Here is a 14752-nt window from a genome sequence, read left to right on the forward strand (position 1 = left end):
CCACCGGATAGGGTCGCTGCGCGGGCCGATGTGCGGTGCGCGGATGGACCCGAAGGAGCTGACGTGGGCGAGGCGGCCTCCCCCGAGACCGGTGCCGACACCGTGGACCCCCGCCGGGGCGCGGCGCTCGCGGCACGCTGGTGGAAGTGGGCGCTGTCCGCCCCGATGGAGCGCAGCCCGGTCGCCGACACCACCGGCGAGTTCGCCGGCTGGCGGCAGCCCTCCGACGTCTGGTTCCTCGCCGGCACCTACGGCGGCCGCGTCGTGCGCCGCTGCCCGATCGCCGCCGGGAAGCCGGTCTTCTTCCCGGTCTTCAACACCCAGCGCATCGCCCTCGGCCTCTCCTCCGCACCGTGGCGCGTCGAGGCCTCCGCGGCCGAGGCGACCCTCAACGGCGTCCCCCTGAAGGTGCACGAGTTCGCCTCCAAGCGCTTCCTGGCCACCGGCATCCCGCGCGTCGCCTGGGGCCTGTGGTGCGCCCTCGACCCGCTGGCCCCCGGCCAGTACGTGCTCTCCATCAAGGCCGACGCGGGCGGCTTCGCGGTCGACACCACCTACCACCTGGACGCCGTCGAGTTCTGACCCGCGCCGCCGCCCGGCTCACAGCGCCGCGAGCAGCTCGCGCAGCGGCGCCGGCTCCCGCCCGGCGTCCAGCGCCCCGACCAGCAGATGCCCGTAACGGATCTTCCGCCCCTTCTTCGTCCCCAGGAACCGCCGCAACTGCCGCTCCGGCACCCCGCCCTGGTGTGCGGGCTGCCGGACGAAGGTCTGCCAGGCGGGCAGGTCGCCCTCGGCCTCGACGATCTCCTCCACCCCCGCCACGCCCAACGCGCGGATCAGCTCCTCCTCGAGGTCCGACACGCACACGAAGAAGCCCTCGCCCGGCGCACCCGCCCGCTCCAACCCCCGCTGGTAGAAGCCCTGTTCGTTCTCGTCGCAGAGCCCGGCCAGCCGCAGCCCCAGTCCGGGCGGCCCGAGCAGGCCCGCATAGCGGGCGACGTTCATCGCCCCGCCCATCGAGACGACGCACACCCCCTCGGCGGCCAGGTCCCGGCCCCGGCGCGCGGCCAGCGTCTCGACGGCCGCGAGGTCGCTCGGCCCCTCCACCAGCACCGCCGTCCGCACCCCCAGCCGCCCGGCGAGCTCCCCCGCCGCCCCGCCGGGACCACCCGCCGCCCAGTCCGTGACCGCGTCCCGGAACGCCTCCATGTCCACCATGGGGCCGATTCTGCCCTCGTCCGAGCCGCCCGGCCCGCCATTTTCCCCTCCCTCGCCGCCGCTGCGCCCCACCGCGTCAGCGACGGCTGAGGTAGGTGAGGACGGCGAGGACGCGCCGGTGGCCGCTGTCGGCGGGGGAGAGGCCGAGCTTGGCGAAGATGTTGCCGATGTGCTTGTGGACGGCGTTCTCGGTGATGACGAGCCGGGCCGCGAGCGTCGCGTTGTCCTTCCCCTCCGCCATCAGGGACAGGACTTCGCGTTCGCGCGGGGTGAGGGCGGCGATCGGGTCGTGGGCGGGGCGGGTGAGGAGCTGGCCGATCACCTCGGGGTCCATGACGGTGCCGCCGGCGGCGACCCGCCGCAGCGCGTCGATGAACTCGCTCACCCGGCTCACCCGGTCCTTGAGCAGGTAGCCGACGCCGCCGCGGCCGTCGGAGACCAGCTCGCCGGCGTACTGCTGCTCGACGTACTGGGAGAGGACGAGCACGGGCAGGCCGGGGTGGAGGCGGCGGACGTGGATGGCGGCGTGGATGCCCTCGTCGCGGAAGGACGGCGGCAGCCGGACGTCGACGATGGTGACGTCCGGGCGGTGTTCGGCGACGGCGTCGACGAAGCCGGGGGCGTCCTCGGCGATCGCGGCGACGTGGAAGCCGGCGGCGGTCAGCAGGAGTTCCAGCCCGCTGGAGAGCAGGACGTTGTCCTCGGCGATCACGACCCGCACGGCAGGCTCACGGTGATCGTGGTCGGGCCGCCGCCGGGGCTGTGGAGGTGGACGGTGCCGTCGAGCGCCAGGACGCGCTGGCGGATTCCGGCGATTCCGGTGCCCAGCGCCTCGTCCGCGCCGCCGACTCCGTCGTCGGCGACCCCGATCGACAGCCGGTCGCCGTCGCGGGCCACCCGGACGGTGGTCCGGGTGGCCCGGCTGTGCTTGGCGGCGTTGGTGAGCGCCTCGGAGACCGTGAAGTACGCCACCGTCTCGACCGCGGCGGGGATCGTGCCGAGGCCGCCGATGTCGAGGGTGGTGTCGATCGCGGACCGGGCCCCCAGGGCGGTCAGCGCCCCGGTGAGGCCGCGGTCGGCGAGGATCGGCGGATAGATCGTCCGGATCACCGCCCGCAGTTCCGCCATGGCCTCCTCGGTGCTCTCGTGCGCCTCCTCCAGGAGCCTGGCCAGCATCACCGGGTCCTCGCCCTGCACCTGACGGGCCAGGCCCAGCCGCATCGCGATGGCCACCAGCCGGGCCTGGGTGCCGTCGTGCAGGTCGCGTTCGATCCGGCGCAGTTCCAGGCCGTGCGCGTTCATGGCTCCGGCCCGGCTCTCGGTCAGCGTCTCCACCCGCCGCGCCAGTCGCGCGGCGGCCGAGGGGGACAGCAGCGCCACACAGGTCCGGGCGTGCAGGCGTGCCAGCAGGGGGACCAGCCAGACGGTCAGGGCCGCGAAGGCGAGGAACTGCGCGGTCCCCAGGGTCAGCGCCGTGCCCCACCCGGTCAGCGGGACCCCGGCGCCGAAGCCGCCCGCGCGGGTACCGGCGGGCAGCGCCCACCAGAGCGGCACCGTGACGGCCGTGGTCACCGCGTTGCCCGCGCACAGCACCGCGACCAGCCCGAACGCGGGCCCGCTCACGACGCAGGCGCCGAGCCACCCGAGCACCCGCCACGCGCCGACCCGGACGGGCCCCGAACCCGGCTCGCGCAGCAGCCGCTCGGCGCGGCGACGGTGCCAGGACGCCCACGCGCGCGCCGTCCTCGGCACGACGACGAGGACGGGCAGCGCGGCCAGGGCGACCGCGGCGGTCGCCAGGCTTCCCAGGAGATAGCCCAGCGCGCGCCACAACGCCGAAAGCCGACCCGGCCCATGATGGTTCATTCGGGCAAGTCTGAGCCATCGCGAACGGCCCGGCACTACAGCCCGCCACCCTCTTTTCCCGCCCGTGGGCGGTAGCGCCTGTGCACCCCGGCCGGACCTACGGTCGACGACCATGACGATCCGATCCCTCACGCGGAGCCTGGCCCTGGCCGCCATCGTGACCGCGACCCTCTCCACCACCGTGCCCGGCGCGACGGCCGCCGAGCGGCCGCAGGCACGCCTCCAACGCGACGCCGACGCGATCACCGCCCTCGGCGTGACGGGCGTGCAGGCCCGCCTGGCCACCTCCGACGGCGGGAACGTGACCGCCGTCAGCGGCGTCGCCGACCTGACGGACCCGCGGCCGGTCTCCGCGGACGGCCACTTCCGGATCGCCAGCGTCACCAAGTCCTTCGTGGCCACCGTGGTCCTGCAACTCGTCGGCGACGGCAGGCTCTCGCTGGACGATTCGGTCGAGCGGTGGCTGCCCGGCGTGGTGTCCGGGAACGGCAACGACGGCGGCGCGATCACCGTCCGCCACCTGCTCCAGCACACCGGCGGCCTCCACGACGACTACCCGGACTACATCTCGGCGGACGACTTCCGGCAGCACCGGTACGACAGCTACACGCCCGAGCAGACCGTCGCCCGGGCGATGGGCCACCGCCCGGACTTCCGTCCCGGTGAGCACTGGAGCTACGGCAACACCGGCTACGTGCTGCTCGGCATGATCATCGAGCGGGTCACCGGGCAGCCCTGGCACGCGGAGGTCCGGGACCGGATCGTCCGGCCGCTCGGCCTCGACCACACCTTCTGGCCGGGGACGTCCCCCACGCTGCCCCGGCCGCACGCGCGGACCTACCAGAGCTTCAAGGCCGGCGAGCCGGCGGTGGACGTCACCGAGCAGGTCGGCCCGGGCACCAACGGGGAGGCCGGCCTCGTCTCCACCACCGCCGACCTCGACCGGTTCTTCGGCGCCCTGCTCGGCGGCCGGCTCCTGCCGCCGGCGCAGCTGGCGCAGATGAAGAGGACCGTCCCGGTGAGCAAGGAGTTCAGGAAGCTCATGCCGCGCGCCCGGGACGGTCTGGGGCTCTTCTCGCGCCCGCTCTCCTGCGGCGGGAGGTACTGGGGCCACGAGGGCGGCGACGCGGGCTGGATCACCGCCTCCGCCGTCACCGCCGACGGCCGGCGCAGCGTCACGGTCTCGTTGTCGGGCGTCCACGCCCCCTCCGAGGACGACGTCCTGCGCGTGGAGCAGGCCATGAGCAGGCTCGTCGACGACGCCCTGTGCGGGCGTCCGGCCACGCGCTCGTAGCCCGGGGGGCGGAGTAGGAAGTCGGCGGGGCCGACTTCCTACTCCGCGCTCGTCGTTCCTGCCGTTCCTGCCGTTCCCGCCGTGACGCGGTCGAGTTCGGCGGCCGGGTACGGCGTCAGCTTGCTCTCGGTGAGGAGCCGGCGCTGGAAGCCGTCCAGGACGACGGCGGTCCGGGCGTGCCGGTCGACGACGGCCGCGACCTCCGGGGGGACGCCGTCGGGCCGCCGGCCCGCGAGCCACTGCTCCAGGAAGGCGGCCGCCCCCGTGTCGCCCCGGTAGCGGCTGAGGAGGTGGTGGCGGAGCAGGTGGGCCGCGGTGTAGTCGCGGTCGTAGGCCCGGTGGTGGGCGAGGAACCGCCGTTCCTCCGGCGAGAGTTCGAAGTCCTCGCTCAGGGCGAGCCCGAAGTCCGCGAAGTAGATCCGCGAGCCGTCCGTGAGGAGGTTGTCGAAGTGGGCGTCGAAGTGCACGAGCCCGCGCGAGCGCATGAACGCCGCGCCCCGCGCCACGGCCTCCTCCGCCCACCCGTACGGGGCCGCGTCCCGGTCCAGGTGGGCGGCGAGCGTCTGCGGCACGTGCTCCAGGAAGAGCACCAGACTGTGCGCGGCCCGGCCGATGGCCTCCAGCCGCGCGCGTACGGCGGGGGAGCCCTCCCAGTGGGCGACGGCGCCGTCGACGCCGCCGAGGAAGTCCGTGAAGCCCTCGGGTGCGGTGTCGGGCAGGACGCGCCAGTGGTACATCAGCGGGAAGCCGTCGTACGCCCCGTCCAGGACCCAGTGGGTGGTCATGGTGTGGACGGCCAGCTCCCGCCAGGCGCCGAACCCGGCCGAGCCGATCCCGTACTGGTAGAAGACGGGCAGGCCGAAGAGGTTCGCCGTGGAGCGGACGTGCTCCGGCCGGAGTTCGAGGTCCGTCAGCGGCACCTTCTTGACGAACACCCGCGTCCCGTCGACCTCCAGGGCCGCCGACGTCCCCCCGATGCCGGACCCGAGCCGGGGAGCGGACGCCACGACCTCCCCGAGCCGCCGGTCGCTCAGCAGCGACAGCCGGCCCGCCACGGCCCCGTGGGCGGCGAGCCGGGCCGGGTCCGGCGCCCCTTCGACGTGACGCATCGCCAACTCCTCGCTCGGTGACCGTCCCACCGTAGGCGATGCCGTCCCGGCCGGCGGACCGTTCAGGGCGGTGGAGCGCCGGTGAGCCGGGCGGCGTACTCGTCCGTGAGGGCGGCGCAGGTGCACCAGTCGCCCGTGCACGGGGTGCCGGCCTCGGCGCCGTACGGGCCGAGGCCGGCCATGAGACGGAGCACCTCCGTACGCTCCGGTGCGCCCAGGACGGGGCGCGCGCCCCGGCCCGACAGCCGCCAGGTGGCCGGGGCTTCCTCCAGGTCGCAGCGGACCTCGCCGTCGATGAACAGGGTGTAGAGCGGATGGTCGGGGAAGCCGTTGAGCCGCAGGACCCACCACCGCCCGCCGACCCGGGCGGCATGGGGAAAGGCCCCCGAGTCTGTTTCGTGCCAAGGGACTTGGGCGGGCAGCGTGCCGTGCTCCATGCCCCCATTCTGCCCGCCTCCGGCACCCGCCGGACCCCTACGGCCGGAGGCGGGCGAAGCGGTGGAGGACGGGGGACAGGTAGTCGGCGTGCGGGCCGGGCAGGCCCGGCAGGTCGGCGGGGGAGCGGACGAAGGCCAGCTCGACCAGTTCCCGTTCGGGCGGCGCGAGGGCACCGAAGCGCTCGCGCAGCACCGGCTCGGGCAGCGGCGGGGCGAGGAAGAGCACGCCGACGCTGCCGTACCGGCCCCGGGTGACCGCCCAGAGCGCCAACTCGCCCGGGGTGGCGGCCACTCCGGTCTCCTCGGCCAGCTCCCGGACGGCGTTGCGGCGCAGGGCGGCGAGGTCGAGGCGCTCGCCGTCGGGCGGGGGTTCGACGCCGCCGCCGGGCGGTTGCCAGCGTCCGGGCGCGGCCGTGGAGGGGGACATCCGGCCGACGAGCAGGCGGCCGTCGTCGGTCGGTTGGAGGACGCTGACCGAGAGGGAGGCGGTGGGGGCGGTGGAGCTGGTGACGCGGCGGAGCGCGTAGTGGCGGTACGTCATGTGGAACCAGAACACGTGGAGCTCGCCGGGGCGCGGCCACGAGGTGCCCGCGCACGCGACCACCGGGCCGTCGAAGAGCGTGGGATTGGCCAGGACCATCTCCGCCCAGGCGCGGTCCCGTTCCCGCCGCTCCTCGGCGGTCAGGCGGGGGGCGGGCACTTCGACGAGCCGGATGCGGCGGACGCCGAGCACCTCGGCGGGCGGCGGGAGGAGCGGCACGGGTGTCTCGGGCATCCGCCCATGGAAGCAGGAACGGGCCCTGCGGGTCAGGTCGGCGCGACGGGAGGTGTCGGGGAGCCGTAGGTCCGGTCGGAGGCGGTCGTCACCCAGAGCGGGAACTGGTCGAGCGGGATCGGCGGGGAGGCGGCGACGTCGGGGCGCAGCACGGCCGGAGGGAAGAAGGCGACCCGGCAGCGGTGGCAGAGCCAGGCGGCCTGCCAGACGAAGTGGTGGCGCTGCCAAAGGGCTTGCTGAGCGGGGAGGGTCTCGGTGAAGCGGCGGCGCTGGCCCTTGCGGGAGACGGCGTGCAGGACCACCGCTATGAGGAGGAGCAGGAAGGGGATCAGGAACGGGCCGATGAGGTAGCCGGCCACGTAGGCGGGCTCTGCGCCGTCGAGCTGCTCGGCGTCACGGTTGCCGAGCAGGGAGAGGACGGCGAGCAGGGTGAAGACGCCGGCGAGCGCGTAGCAGGTGATCGTGCCGCCGTTCAGCCGGAGCCGGCCCGGCTGCGGTGCGGGCGGCGGGAGGAGCTGGACGCGGGCCACCTCGTCGAGCGGCGGCCGGGCGGCGGGCGCGAGGGCGTGCGGGACGGCGACGGACTGGTCCGAGGCGGAGCACTGCGGACAGGTGGCGCTCATCGGGCGGTCGGCTCCTGGGGCGCGGGCGAACGGGGCGTGCGAAGTACAGCACAGGAGCCGCGCGGACCGCCTCCGATTAGAGGAGGTCGAACTCGTCGGCCTTGACGGCGGTGACGAAGGCGCGCCAGGCGTCGGCGGGGAAGAGCAGGGCGGGACCGGCCGGGTCCTTGGAGTCGCGGACGGGGACGACGCCGGGGTGGCCGTCGGCGACTTCGAGGCACTGACCGCCGTTGCTGCTGTAGGTGCTCCTGCGCCAGTGGGTACCGGACATCGTCGCGGACTCCTTCCGTGGACTCCCGGTCCACGGTAGGTGGTCGGAAACGCGGGGGACAGGGCGCGTACGGATGGGATACGACTGTCCGGTGAAGTTGAGCACCACAGTCCACCGGGTCCGGCACGGTGGCGAGGAGTACCGGGTGGTGAAGGCGGGCTCCCGGTCGGGGCGCGCCGTGCTGTACGACCACGGCTGGTCGCTGGACATGTACGTGGACCGGACGGCGGCGGAGAGCCTGGCGGCGGCGGTGGGGCTGGCCGCGCGGTCGCGACGGTCGCTGGTGTACCTGCCGCTGAAGGCGGGGCGCGAGGGGCCGAAGGGGATCGGCGAGTGGCGGCGGTCGCCGGTGGCGTTGGACCTGGTGCTGGTGCAGCACAGCCTGGGGTTCCCCCCGTCGCGGTGGAAGGCGGTGCGGGGGCGGTTGGGCGCGGGGAGGCCGCACACCGCGGAGATCCCGGAGACCGACTTTCGGAAGTACGAGGAACTCGACCACGAGCCGAGGCACCACGCGGGCTGGCGCGACGAGCTGCGGTTCGGATTCGCGGCGGAGACGCTCTTCCTGACCGGCAGCGCCGAGGCGCTCCGGACCACCGGCTCGCTGGTGCACTCCCTGGTGACGGACGGCCCGGCCCGCGCCCTGGAGTACCCGGGCTCGCACGACTGCGTCACGCTGGACGACGACGGCCCCAGGTTCGGCCGCCCGCAGCGGCGGAGGACCGGCCCGGGCACCCTGCACATCGCGTACGCCCACGGCTGGAAGGCGGAGTGAGCAGCCGGCCCCCGACCGGCAAGTCCGGTCGGGGGCCGCGGAGGACGGGCGATGGCGCTGCCGTTCAGCGGAACGGCAGCGCCTGGGTGCTGCCGCCCGCCAGCACGCGCCGGTAGGCGTCCTCTTCATCGAGCGGGCGGTACGCCATCACGGGGTCGCCGGCGCGCACCAGGGCGGTCGCGCAGTCGAGACACCATGGTTTCGGCGGCTGCACGTCGAGATCCTCGATCACCGCCGGAGTGGTGCGGCACTCGGCACAAACAGCCATGGCGTCCTCGCGGCTCTCAGGACCAGGTCGAGCCGCACTGGGTGCAGCCCCACCGGCCGTCCATCGTCTGGAACGTGGACGTCGACCCGCACACCGGGCAGGTGCGGGCGCTCGCCTCACGCTCCCTGTCACGAAGAGTATCGGTCTCGGGCTTCGCGGTGGGCTGGGTCCGGGAAACGGGCCTGGCGAGCAGAACCGAGCTCATGGGGATCTCCTCGGGTTGAGGTGATGCAGGGAGTGCGCCGGCCGGGCACCACCAGACAACCCGGCTGCTGGTCCGACCGGGGGATTCCGGGTGCGCTGCGCAAGCCCTGTGCGTGCCACGCATACGCCATGCGCGCCCTCCCCTGGGGCCTCGGTCGGCCAGTAGCGTGACCGACCGAACCAGCTCACGTAGTTGGAGGTCGCGACGTTGTCGACGTTGGAGCCTCGCCGGCTCGGGACGGTCATCAGGGCCGCTCGTGCGGCGCATCGAATGACTCAGGTGCAGCTGGGCCGGAGATGTGGGTACTCGGCGTCGGCGATCAGCCGTGTCGAGGCCGGCCTGCTACGCCCTGCCGAGCGAACGCTCGCACTCATGGCCGAGGCCCTCGATCTCTTGCCAAGCGCCGTCGGACTGGAACGACCGGATACGCTGGAATCCGATGTGACGCTCGGTCAGGAGGGTGCGATGCTCCGCAGAGAGCTGCTCGCGGCAGGCGTGGCTGCTGCTGGGGTCTCGATGCTTCCGTCACCTGCCGGTGCGGCTCAGCAGGATCCGGCCACGCGGATTCTCGGCGCACTCTACGAGCCGAAGGACACTGAGCCTGTCGCGGGTCGACAACTGGAGGTTCTGCTCCATGAGGCGCGTGACCATTTCACCGCCGCGCGCTACCAGGCTCTCGGCGCAGTGCTTCCGAACTTGCTGGGGGCTACGGAGGCCACCCGGGACTCCCTGATCGGCCGGGCTCGCGAAGAGGCACACGGGTATGTCGCGCGTGCCTGGGTCCTGGCCACCGAGTTGGCGGTCAAGTCCCATGCGGATGTCGCCTGGGCCACCGCTGATCGGGCCCTGGCGGCGGCCCAGGCAAGTGGCGATCCGGTGATCCGCAGTGAGGCGGCGCGCGTCCTGGCGATCACGATGCGGCGTGCCGGTCGGCCGGCCGCTGCGGTGGACCTTCTGCGTCGTAGCGCCGATTCTCTTGCGGGTGACCGAACGGCCGAGTCGCAGGCCGTGGGCGCGACGCTCCTGCTGACGGCCGCATACACGGCGGCCTGCGGACAGCGTCGTAGTGACGCCCTCGACCTGATGGCCGGCGCGGAGAGCGCGACGGCTCGCCTTGCCGCAGACCGCCGTGCCCCGCAGGGGCGGCTGTTCACTGTGGACGCCACCGAATCGCAGGTTGCCCTCTACTGGATCGGGGTCCACAACGCGCTGGGCACGCCCGACCAGGGCGTTCCACACGCCACTGGCATTGCTCCGCAACAACTGCCCTCTGCCGAGCGGCGTGCGCGGTTCGGTACGGACAGCGCGCGAATGTGGCATCGCCTGGGCGACCACCGTCGGACCTTCGCCGCACTGCGGTTCGTCGAGCACGTGGCGCCGGAGGAACTGCGCCGACCGGCGCTGAGGGCGCTCACCGCTGACCTCCTCTACGCCCCGGCGGTACTTCCCGGAGTCCGCGAGTTCGCCCGGCGGACCGGCGCTGTCTGACACGAGGTCCGGTTCAGATGATGCCGAACTCGCCGGCCTGGACGGCGGTGACGAAGGATCGCCAGGCGGAGGTGGGGAAGACGAGGGCAGGCCCCTGGGGGTCTTTGGAATCGCGGACGGGGACGATGCCCGGGAAGTCGGCAGTAATTTCCATGCACTCACCGCCCTGGCCGCTGTACGTGCTCTTGCGCCACCGAGCGCTGGCGAGGTCAAGGTGCTGCATGGCTCTCAAATTCCTTCCGTACTGCTCTGATCAGCTCCAGTGAGCCGGCTCGGGACAGGGATTCGACCTGCAGTCGATCGTAGTCCCTGGCCCAGGCTGACAGTATCTGGGCGTCACGCTCCAGGAAGCCTGTTTTGTGGCTCTCCGTGTAACCCAGCATCTTGCCGTTCGTCATGGTCAGCAGGTTCACCGGATGAACGAAGGGTCTGTCCTCCCCAAGATGGAGCGGGGCCACCTGGAGGGTCACGTTGGGTTGTTGAGCCAGCTCCTCCAGAAACTGAAGCTGCCTGATCATGACAGCTCGGCCACCGATCGGTCGTCGTAGGTTCCACTCGTCAAGCACAGCCTGGATGAAAGGGGGAGGTGTCCGCTTCAGTGTGGCTTGGCGGTTCAACAGGAACTTCACGCGTGCCTCTGCTTGCTGCGAAGTAGCTGCACCGCGCCTGACCGAGGCCAACTCGTATGCCGCGGCATACTCCTGCGTCTGTAGCAGACCGGTGATCAGGCCCAGGTGGAACAGGCGGATGGTTACCGCTTTGGCTTCCTGTACGACGTACTCCGGGAGCCCTTCCTTGAGGACAACATGCTCAAGTTGGTCGAGCATCAGCTCGATGGTGCCCCCGGTGTCGAGCGCACGGTCGACTTCCTGTGCCAGACGTCGGCTCGGAGGTTCTACCCCTCGTTCAATTCGCGAGATGTAGGACGCCGAGAACCTGGTGATCTCGCCGAGCTGAGGCTGTGTGAGACCTCTCGCCTTGTTTAACCTGCGAATTTGAACGCCGATGGGGGAAACGGGGATGATGCCGGATCGAGTTTGCGCTCGTTCATGGTGGCTCCAACTGAACCCAGGACAGATTCGCCATTTCCTCGGCTTCCAATCGTAGCCGCGATCACCTCGCCATGGACACGGGTCGTAGTGATCCCTATGCACAGCGCAACCAGGAGCCCCCATGCCCAGCCGCCCCCGCATGCCCGTCCACACCCCCGTCGTCGGCGAGGTCGTCCGCGACCTCGGGCACCGGGACTTCGCCGGAAACCCCGTCGAAGGCGTCTACATGGACACCCTCGCCGGGCTCGCCTACCTCCGTCACGAGCGCGGCGGCTGCGAGTGGACCACCAAGCCCGAGCACATCCAGGCCCTCACCACGCCCCGCTTCCTCACCGTCCAGCACCCCAGCCGGCCCCGCACCGCCGACGTGGCGTGAACCGCCCCCGCAAGCTGGTCGCCACCGCCCTCGGCGTCCCCGCCCTCAGCACCCTCGCCGCCGCACTCGTCTGCTGGCCGATCCACGACGGGCCCCTCGGCCCGCAACTCATCACCTCCCCACCACCCTCACCAACCCGCCCCGCCGCCGACTCGGCCACCAGGCCCTCATCCTCAACCGCGACGACGCCATCCTCCTCGTCGGCACCGCCTACCGATCCGGCCTCATGCTCCCCGGCGGCAGCGCCGAAGCCAACGAACTCCCCCACCTCGCCGCCCGCCGCCACACCGAAACCGACACCGGCCTCGTCCTCCCCCTCCGACACATCCTCGCCACCGACTACATCGACGCCAAGCACCTCCCCGAAGGCGTCAACTTCGTCTACTGGGGCGGCCGCCTCACCCCCGCCCAGGAAAGCATCGTCGCCCGCCACCGCCCCCCGCACACCATCACCGCCGTCCACTGGCTCCACGCCACCCAACTCCCCGACGCCATGCCCCCCGAACAGCACCACCGCATCACCCACGCCCTCGCTGCCCTCGCCCGCGGCGCCCACCTCCCCCTCCTCCTCCGCGGCACCCCCGCCGAATAGCCACAGCACGCTCCGGGCGACGGCCTGCGCCACCTGGCGCAGGCCGTCGCCGAGTCGGCACTTCTGGAGGCTCTGAGAAGTTTCTCCACGGGCGTTTCGGAGGGAAGTTGGGAGTCCGGAGTGAAGATCTCCAAAGCCAGGGCTATCGATCTCATTGCATCTCGGCTGGCCGAGGACCGTGGCGAGGGACCTGAGCTGGCGATTCTCGGGGTGAGCGAGACCCCTGTCGGATGGTTGGTGGGCTGGAACTCGGCCAGGTACAAGCTGAACCATGCGCTTGAGGACTTCTTGGTGGGCTGTTGCCCGTACCTCGTCGACGGGGATGACGGAAGCATCTACGTGATCCCCGGGGAGACCCTCCGGACCAGCGAGTGGCAGACCATGTTCCTCGCGCAGTACAAGGGGGTTCCGCTGCCGGACGTTCTGCTTGAAACCACACGCTTGCAGTTCCGGAAGAGTGGCCGCATCCCCGCGATGCGCCATCTGCGTCGCAACGCACCCATGCTCGGTCTCTCGCAGGCGGACCAATACGTGCACGCGATCCAGCGAGGGGCCCGCCCGCCGGAGGAGCTGGTACTGCTGACGCGTGTGCCCGAGAAGTGCCCTCCGCTCCCGATTCGGAGACTTACGGGGCCGGCCGTGTGAGTCCGGCGCGCCCGGGGCCCGGAACCGAGCGGTTCCGGGCTCCGGGGATGTCCTGCGCGTCGACGTTCTGGGTCTGGGACGTGTCGGCCGACGGCTTGCCGTCGGACAGGCGCGTCAGAGCCGGGCGTCCGCCCCCGCCGGGCCGTCCTCCGTCGCGCCGTGCAGGATCCGGCGGGCCTCCTCGGCCGACGCCGACGGGGTGTCGCCGCCGCGCCGGGCCACCTCGGCCAGGGCCGCGCGGTGGGCCGTCTCGTGGGCGCGGGCCGGGTCCGTCGCGGTGTCCGGGATCACGCCGGTGCCCTCCCAGTTGGCGCCCGACACCGGGTTGATCGAGCGGGCGGTCGGGATGGTGGCCTCCAGGTGGGGGTGGAGCGTGAAGCCCCGGCGCGGGTTGGCGCCGCCGCCGGACGCCTCGCCGACCACCACGGCGCGGCCGCGCTGCTGGAGGTCGTACGCGAGTGCCTCGCCGCCCGAGAAGGTGGCCTTGCTGATCAGCACGTAGAGCGGCTTGCTGCCGCCGAAGCGCGGGCCGGGCGCCATCGCCGGGGTCCAGAACTGCTGCTCGGCGTCCGTCTCGCGGTCGTAGAGGGAGCTGAGGTGCGTCGGTTCGTCGAAGAGGTGGCCGCCGATGTGGGCGGTCGTGTACGGGTGGCCGCCGACGCACTCGCGCAGGTCCAGGATCAGCGCCTCGGCCCGGGCGACCAGGGTGAGCGCGGCGTTCAGCGCCTCGCCGGCCATGTCGAGCGGGAAGAGGATCGGCGCGAGCTTCAGCAGGGCGACGCCGCCCGCCAGGCGCTCGATCCGGGGCACGCCGCCGAGCGAGAGGTCGGCGGATCGCGTCAGTTCGGCGAGGAGGGCGCCGTCCTCCTGCTCCGCCGGGATCGGCTCCGGGTGGAACTTCAGTCGCAGGTGGCGGTCGCCGTTGACGGACTGGAGGTCCTCGGTGACCAGCCGGCCGAGCGTCCGGGCGTCCTCGGCCTGCCGGTAGCGGCCCTGGGCGTGTGCCTCGTCGAGGCGGGCGGCGATCCGGGCGCCGATCTCGGGGAAGACGTACAGCTCGGTCGCGAGCCGACCGGCCTCGGTGACGATCCCGGTGATCTCGGCCGACTGGAGCTGCGTCATGTGCCGTCCCCTGCTGCTGGTGGTCGATCAGGTAGGGGTCAGTGGAGCACGCGGCTTGCGAAAGCGTCAAGAAAATTGGACGCTTTACGCATGGAGGATCAGACCCAGGATCAGACCCAGGATCAGGCCCAGGACCAGGACCAGGAACTCACCGTCGAGAGCCCGCAGCAGTTCAAGGCGCTCTCCCACCCGCTGCGCCAGCGGCTGCTGCTGGCGCTCGGCGGGCAGCCCGCCACGGCCGGCCGGCTGGCGGCGGCGCTGGACAGCCGGAAGAGCACGGTGGCCCACCACCTCAAGGTGCTGCAGGACGCCGGCGTCGTCCGCATCGTGGAGACCCGGAAGGTGCGCGGCGGCAGCGAGCACCTCTACCGGCGCACCGCCCGGCGGATCACGGTGGCCGGACGGGACGCCGGCCCGACCACCGCCCTGCTCGGGGCGGTGGCCGAGGAGTGCGTCAAGGCGCCGCAGGACCCGCTGCTGGTGCTGCGGCACCTCCGGCTGACCGCCGACCAGGCCGCCCGCCTCGGCGCCGCCCTCCAGGCCCTGGTGGACGAGGCCGCCGAGGCCCCGGAGGGCGAGCCGGTGCACGGTGTGCTGGTGGCGCTCTACGAGCAGGCGGCCGGACCGAACTGAGCGCCA

20 protein-coding genes and 1 pseudogene are annotated in these 14752 nt (G+C 72.5%); 8 read left to right on the plus strand and 13 right to left on the minus strand.

Features of this window, described 5'->3' with window-relative positions; all coding sequences use genetic code 11:
- Nucleotides 1–63 precede the first annotated feature (63 nt).
- A complete protein-coding gene (locus ACFCLZ_RS27300; RefSeq protein WP_380280176.1) occupies nucleotides 64–582 on the plus strand; it encodes a hypothetical protein in 519 nt (172 codons plus the stop codon).
- Between the two features lie 18 nt (nucleotides 583–600).
- Here the strand turns inward: ACFCLZ_RS27300 and ACFCLZ_RS27305 are convergent, their stop codons facing one another.
- From ACFCLZ_RS27305 to ACFCLZ_RS27315, 3 genes are all read right to left on the minus strand, one after another.
- Nucleotides 601–1218, minus strand: a complete 618-nt coding sequence (locus ACFCLZ_RS27305; protein ID WP_380280177.1) for a TOPRIM nucleotidyl transferase/hydrolase domain-containing protein — start codon at nucleotides 1216–1218, stop codon at nucleotides 601–603.
- A 76-nt stretch (nucleotides 1219–1294) separates the two neighbouring features.
- Nucleotides 1295–1939 (minus strand): LuxR C-terminal-related transcriptional regulator, encoded by a 645-nt coding sequence (locus tag ACFCLZ_RS27310; RefSeq protein ID WP_380280179.1) that lies wholly within the window; start codon nucleotides 1937–1939, stop codon nucleotides 1295–1297.
- On the minus strand, nucleotides 1927–3084 hold the full coding sequence (locus tag ACFCLZ_RS27315; RefSeq protein ID WP_380280181.1) for a sensor histidine kinase: 1158 nt from the start codon (nucleotides 3082–3084) through the stop codon (nucleotides 1927–1929). Before ACFCLZ_RS27315 ends, ACFCLZ_RS27310 begins: the two co-directional genes overlap by 13 nt.
- 112 nt (nucleotides 3085–3196) lie before the next feature.
- On the opposite strand from ACFCLZ_RS27315, the gene ACFCLZ_RS27320 reads away from it, so the two are divergent.
- Nucleotides 3197–4378 carry a serine hydrolase domain-containing protein gene (locus ACFCLZ_RS27320; RefSeq protein ID WP_380280183.1) on the plus strand — a complete coding sequence of 394 codons (1182 nt, stop codon included), beginning with the start codon at nucleotides 3197–3199 and terminating at the stop codon, nucleotides 4376–4378.
- Between the two features lie 38 nt (nucleotides 4379–4416).
- On the opposite strand, the gene ACFCLZ_RS27325 is transcribed toward ACFCLZ_RS27320, so the two are convergent.
- From ACFCLZ_RS27325 to ACFCLZ_RS27345, 5 genes are all read right to left on the minus strand, one after another.
- Nucleotides 4417–5487, minus strand: coding sequence for a protein kinase family protein (locus tag ACFCLZ_RS27325; RefSeq protein WP_380280184.1), 1071 nt, complete (start codon nucleotides 5485–5487; stop codon nucleotides 4417–4419).
- A gap of 62 nt (nucleotides 5488–5549) precedes the next feature.
- On the minus strand, nucleotides 5550–5924 hold the full coding sequence (locus ACFCLZ_RS27330; protein WP_380280185.1) for a hypothetical protein: 375 nt from the start codon (nucleotides 5922–5924) through the stop codon (nucleotides 5550–5552).
- Nucleotides 5925–5961: 37 nt separating this feature from the next.
- The gene (locus tag ACFCLZ_RS27335; RefSeq protein ID WP_380280186.1) at nucleotides 5962–6699 is read right to left on the minus strand and encodes an NUDIX domain-containing protein; all 738 of its coding nucleotides are present in this window, start codon (nucleotides 6697–6699) and stop codon (nucleotides 5962–5964) included.
- A gap of 32 nt (nucleotides 6700–6731) precedes the next feature.
- Entirely contained in the window at nucleotides 6732–7322 is a 591-nt protein-coding gene (locus tag ACFCLZ_RS27340; RefSeq protein WP_380280188.1) for a hypothetical protein, read from the minus strand.
- 76 nt (nucleotides 7323–7398) lie between these two features.
- Entirely contained in the window at nucleotides 7399–7593 is a 195-nt protein-coding gene (locus ACFCLZ_RS27345; RefSeq protein WP_380280190.1) for a DUF397 domain-containing protein, read from the minus strand.
- A 91-nt stretch (nucleotides 7594–7684) separates the two neighbouring features.
- Between ACFCLZ_RS27345 and ACFCLZ_RS27350 the strand changes: the two genes are divergently transcribed.
- Nucleotides 7685–8365 carry a hypothetical protein gene (locus tag ACFCLZ_RS27350; protein ID WP_380280191.1) on the plus strand — a complete coding sequence of 227 codons (681 nt, stop codon included), beginning with the start codon at nucleotides 7685–7687 and terminating at the stop codon, nucleotides 8363–8365.
- A gap of 64 nt (nucleotides 8366–8429) precedes the next feature.
- Here the strand turns inward: ACFCLZ_RS27350 and ACFCLZ_RS27355 are convergent, their stop codons facing one another.
- A complete protein-coding gene (locus tag ACFCLZ_RS27355; protein ID WP_380280193.1) occupies nucleotides 8430–8597 on the minus strand; it encodes a hypothetical protein in 168 nt (55 codons plus the stop codon).
- A gap of 457 nt (nucleotides 8598–9054) precedes the next feature.
- On the opposite strand from ACFCLZ_RS27355, the gene ACFCLZ_RS27360 reads away from it, so the two are divergent.
- Entirely contained in the window at nucleotides 9055–10326 is a 1272-nt protein-coding gene (locus ACFCLZ_RS27360) for a helix-turn-helix domain-containing protein (protein ID WP_380286300.1), read from the plus strand.
- A gap of 13 nt (nucleotides 10327–10339) precedes the next feature.
- Here ACFCLZ_RS27360 and ACFCLZ_RS27365 read toward each other — a convergent pair whose 3' ends face one another.
- The 3 genes and pseudogenes from ACFCLZ_RS27365 to ACFCLZ_RS27375 all read right to left on the minus strand — a co-directional run.
- Nucleotides 10340–10549, minus strand: coding sequence for a DUF397 domain-containing protein (locus ACFCLZ_RS27365; protein WP_380280194.1), 210 nt, complete (start codon nucleotides 10547–10549; stop codon nucleotides 10340–10342).
- Nucleotides 10536–11153, minus strand: a complete 618-nt coding sequence (locus tag ACFCLZ_RS27370) for a DUF5753 domain-containing protein (protein ID WP_380286301.1) — start codon at nucleotides 11151–11153, stop codon at nucleotides 10536–10538. Before ACFCLZ_RS27370 ends, ACFCLZ_RS27365 begins: the two co-directional genes overlap by 14 nt.
- Before the next feature lie 24 nt (nucleotides 11154–11177).
- A pseudogene (locus tag ACFCLZ_RS27375) lies at nucleotides 11178–11519 on the minus strand (helix-turn-helix domain-containing protein); the annotation flags it as partial.
- Here ACFCLZ_RS27375 and ACFCLZ_RS27380 point away from each other — a divergent pair.
- From ACFCLZ_RS27380 to ACFCLZ_RS27390, 3 genes are all read left to right on the plus strand, one after another.
- Entirely contained in the window at nucleotides 11500–11754 is a 255-nt protein-coding gene (locus ACFCLZ_RS27380) for a hypothetical protein (protein WP_380286429.1), read from the plus strand. The pseudogene ACFCLZ_RS27375 and the gene ACFCLZ_RS27380 overlap by 20 nt on opposite strands.
- A gap of 169 nt (nucleotides 11755–11923) precedes the next feature.
- The gene (locus tag ACFCLZ_RS27385) at nucleotides 11924–12346 is read left to right on the plus strand and encodes an NUDIX domain-containing protein (RefSeq protein WP_380286302.1); all 423 of its coding nucleotides are present in this window, start codon (nucleotides 11924–11926) and stop codon (nucleotides 12344–12346) included.
- A gap of 120 nt (nucleotides 12347–12466) precedes the next feature.
- Nucleotides 12467–12991: a hypothetical protein gene (locus ACFCLZ_RS27390; protein WP_380280196.1), complete on the plus strand. Its 525-nt coding sequence runs from the start codon at nucleotides 12467–12469 to the stop codon at nucleotides 12989–12991.
- Nucleotides 12992–13105: 114 nt separating this feature from the next.
- Here the strand turns inward: ACFCLZ_RS27390 and ACFCLZ_RS27395 are convergent, their stop codons facing one another.
- Nucleotides 13106–14113 carry a S41 family peptidase gene (locus ACFCLZ_RS27395; RefSeq protein WP_380280198.1) on the minus strand — a complete coding sequence of 336 codons (1008 nt, stop codon included), beginning with the start codon at nucleotides 14111–14113 and terminating at the stop codon, nucleotides 13106–13108.
- A gap of 90 nt (nucleotides 14114–14203) precedes the next feature.
- Between ACFCLZ_RS27395 and ACFCLZ_RS27400 the strand changes: the two genes are divergently transcribed.
- Nucleotides 14204–14746 carry an ArsR/SmtB family transcription factor gene (locus ACFCLZ_RS27400; RefSeq protein ID WP_380280200.1) on the plus strand — a complete coding sequence of 181 codons (543 nt, stop codon included), beginning with the start codon at nucleotides 14204–14206 and terminating at the stop codon, nucleotides 14744–14746.
- Nucleotides 14747–14752: the final 6 nt, after the last annotated feature.

It is taken from the genome of Kitasatospora purpeofusca, from assembly GCF_042691725.1.
GTDB lineage: Bacteria > Actinomycetota > Actinomycetes > Streptomycetales > Streptomycetaceae > Kitasatospora > Kitasatospora purpeofusca_B.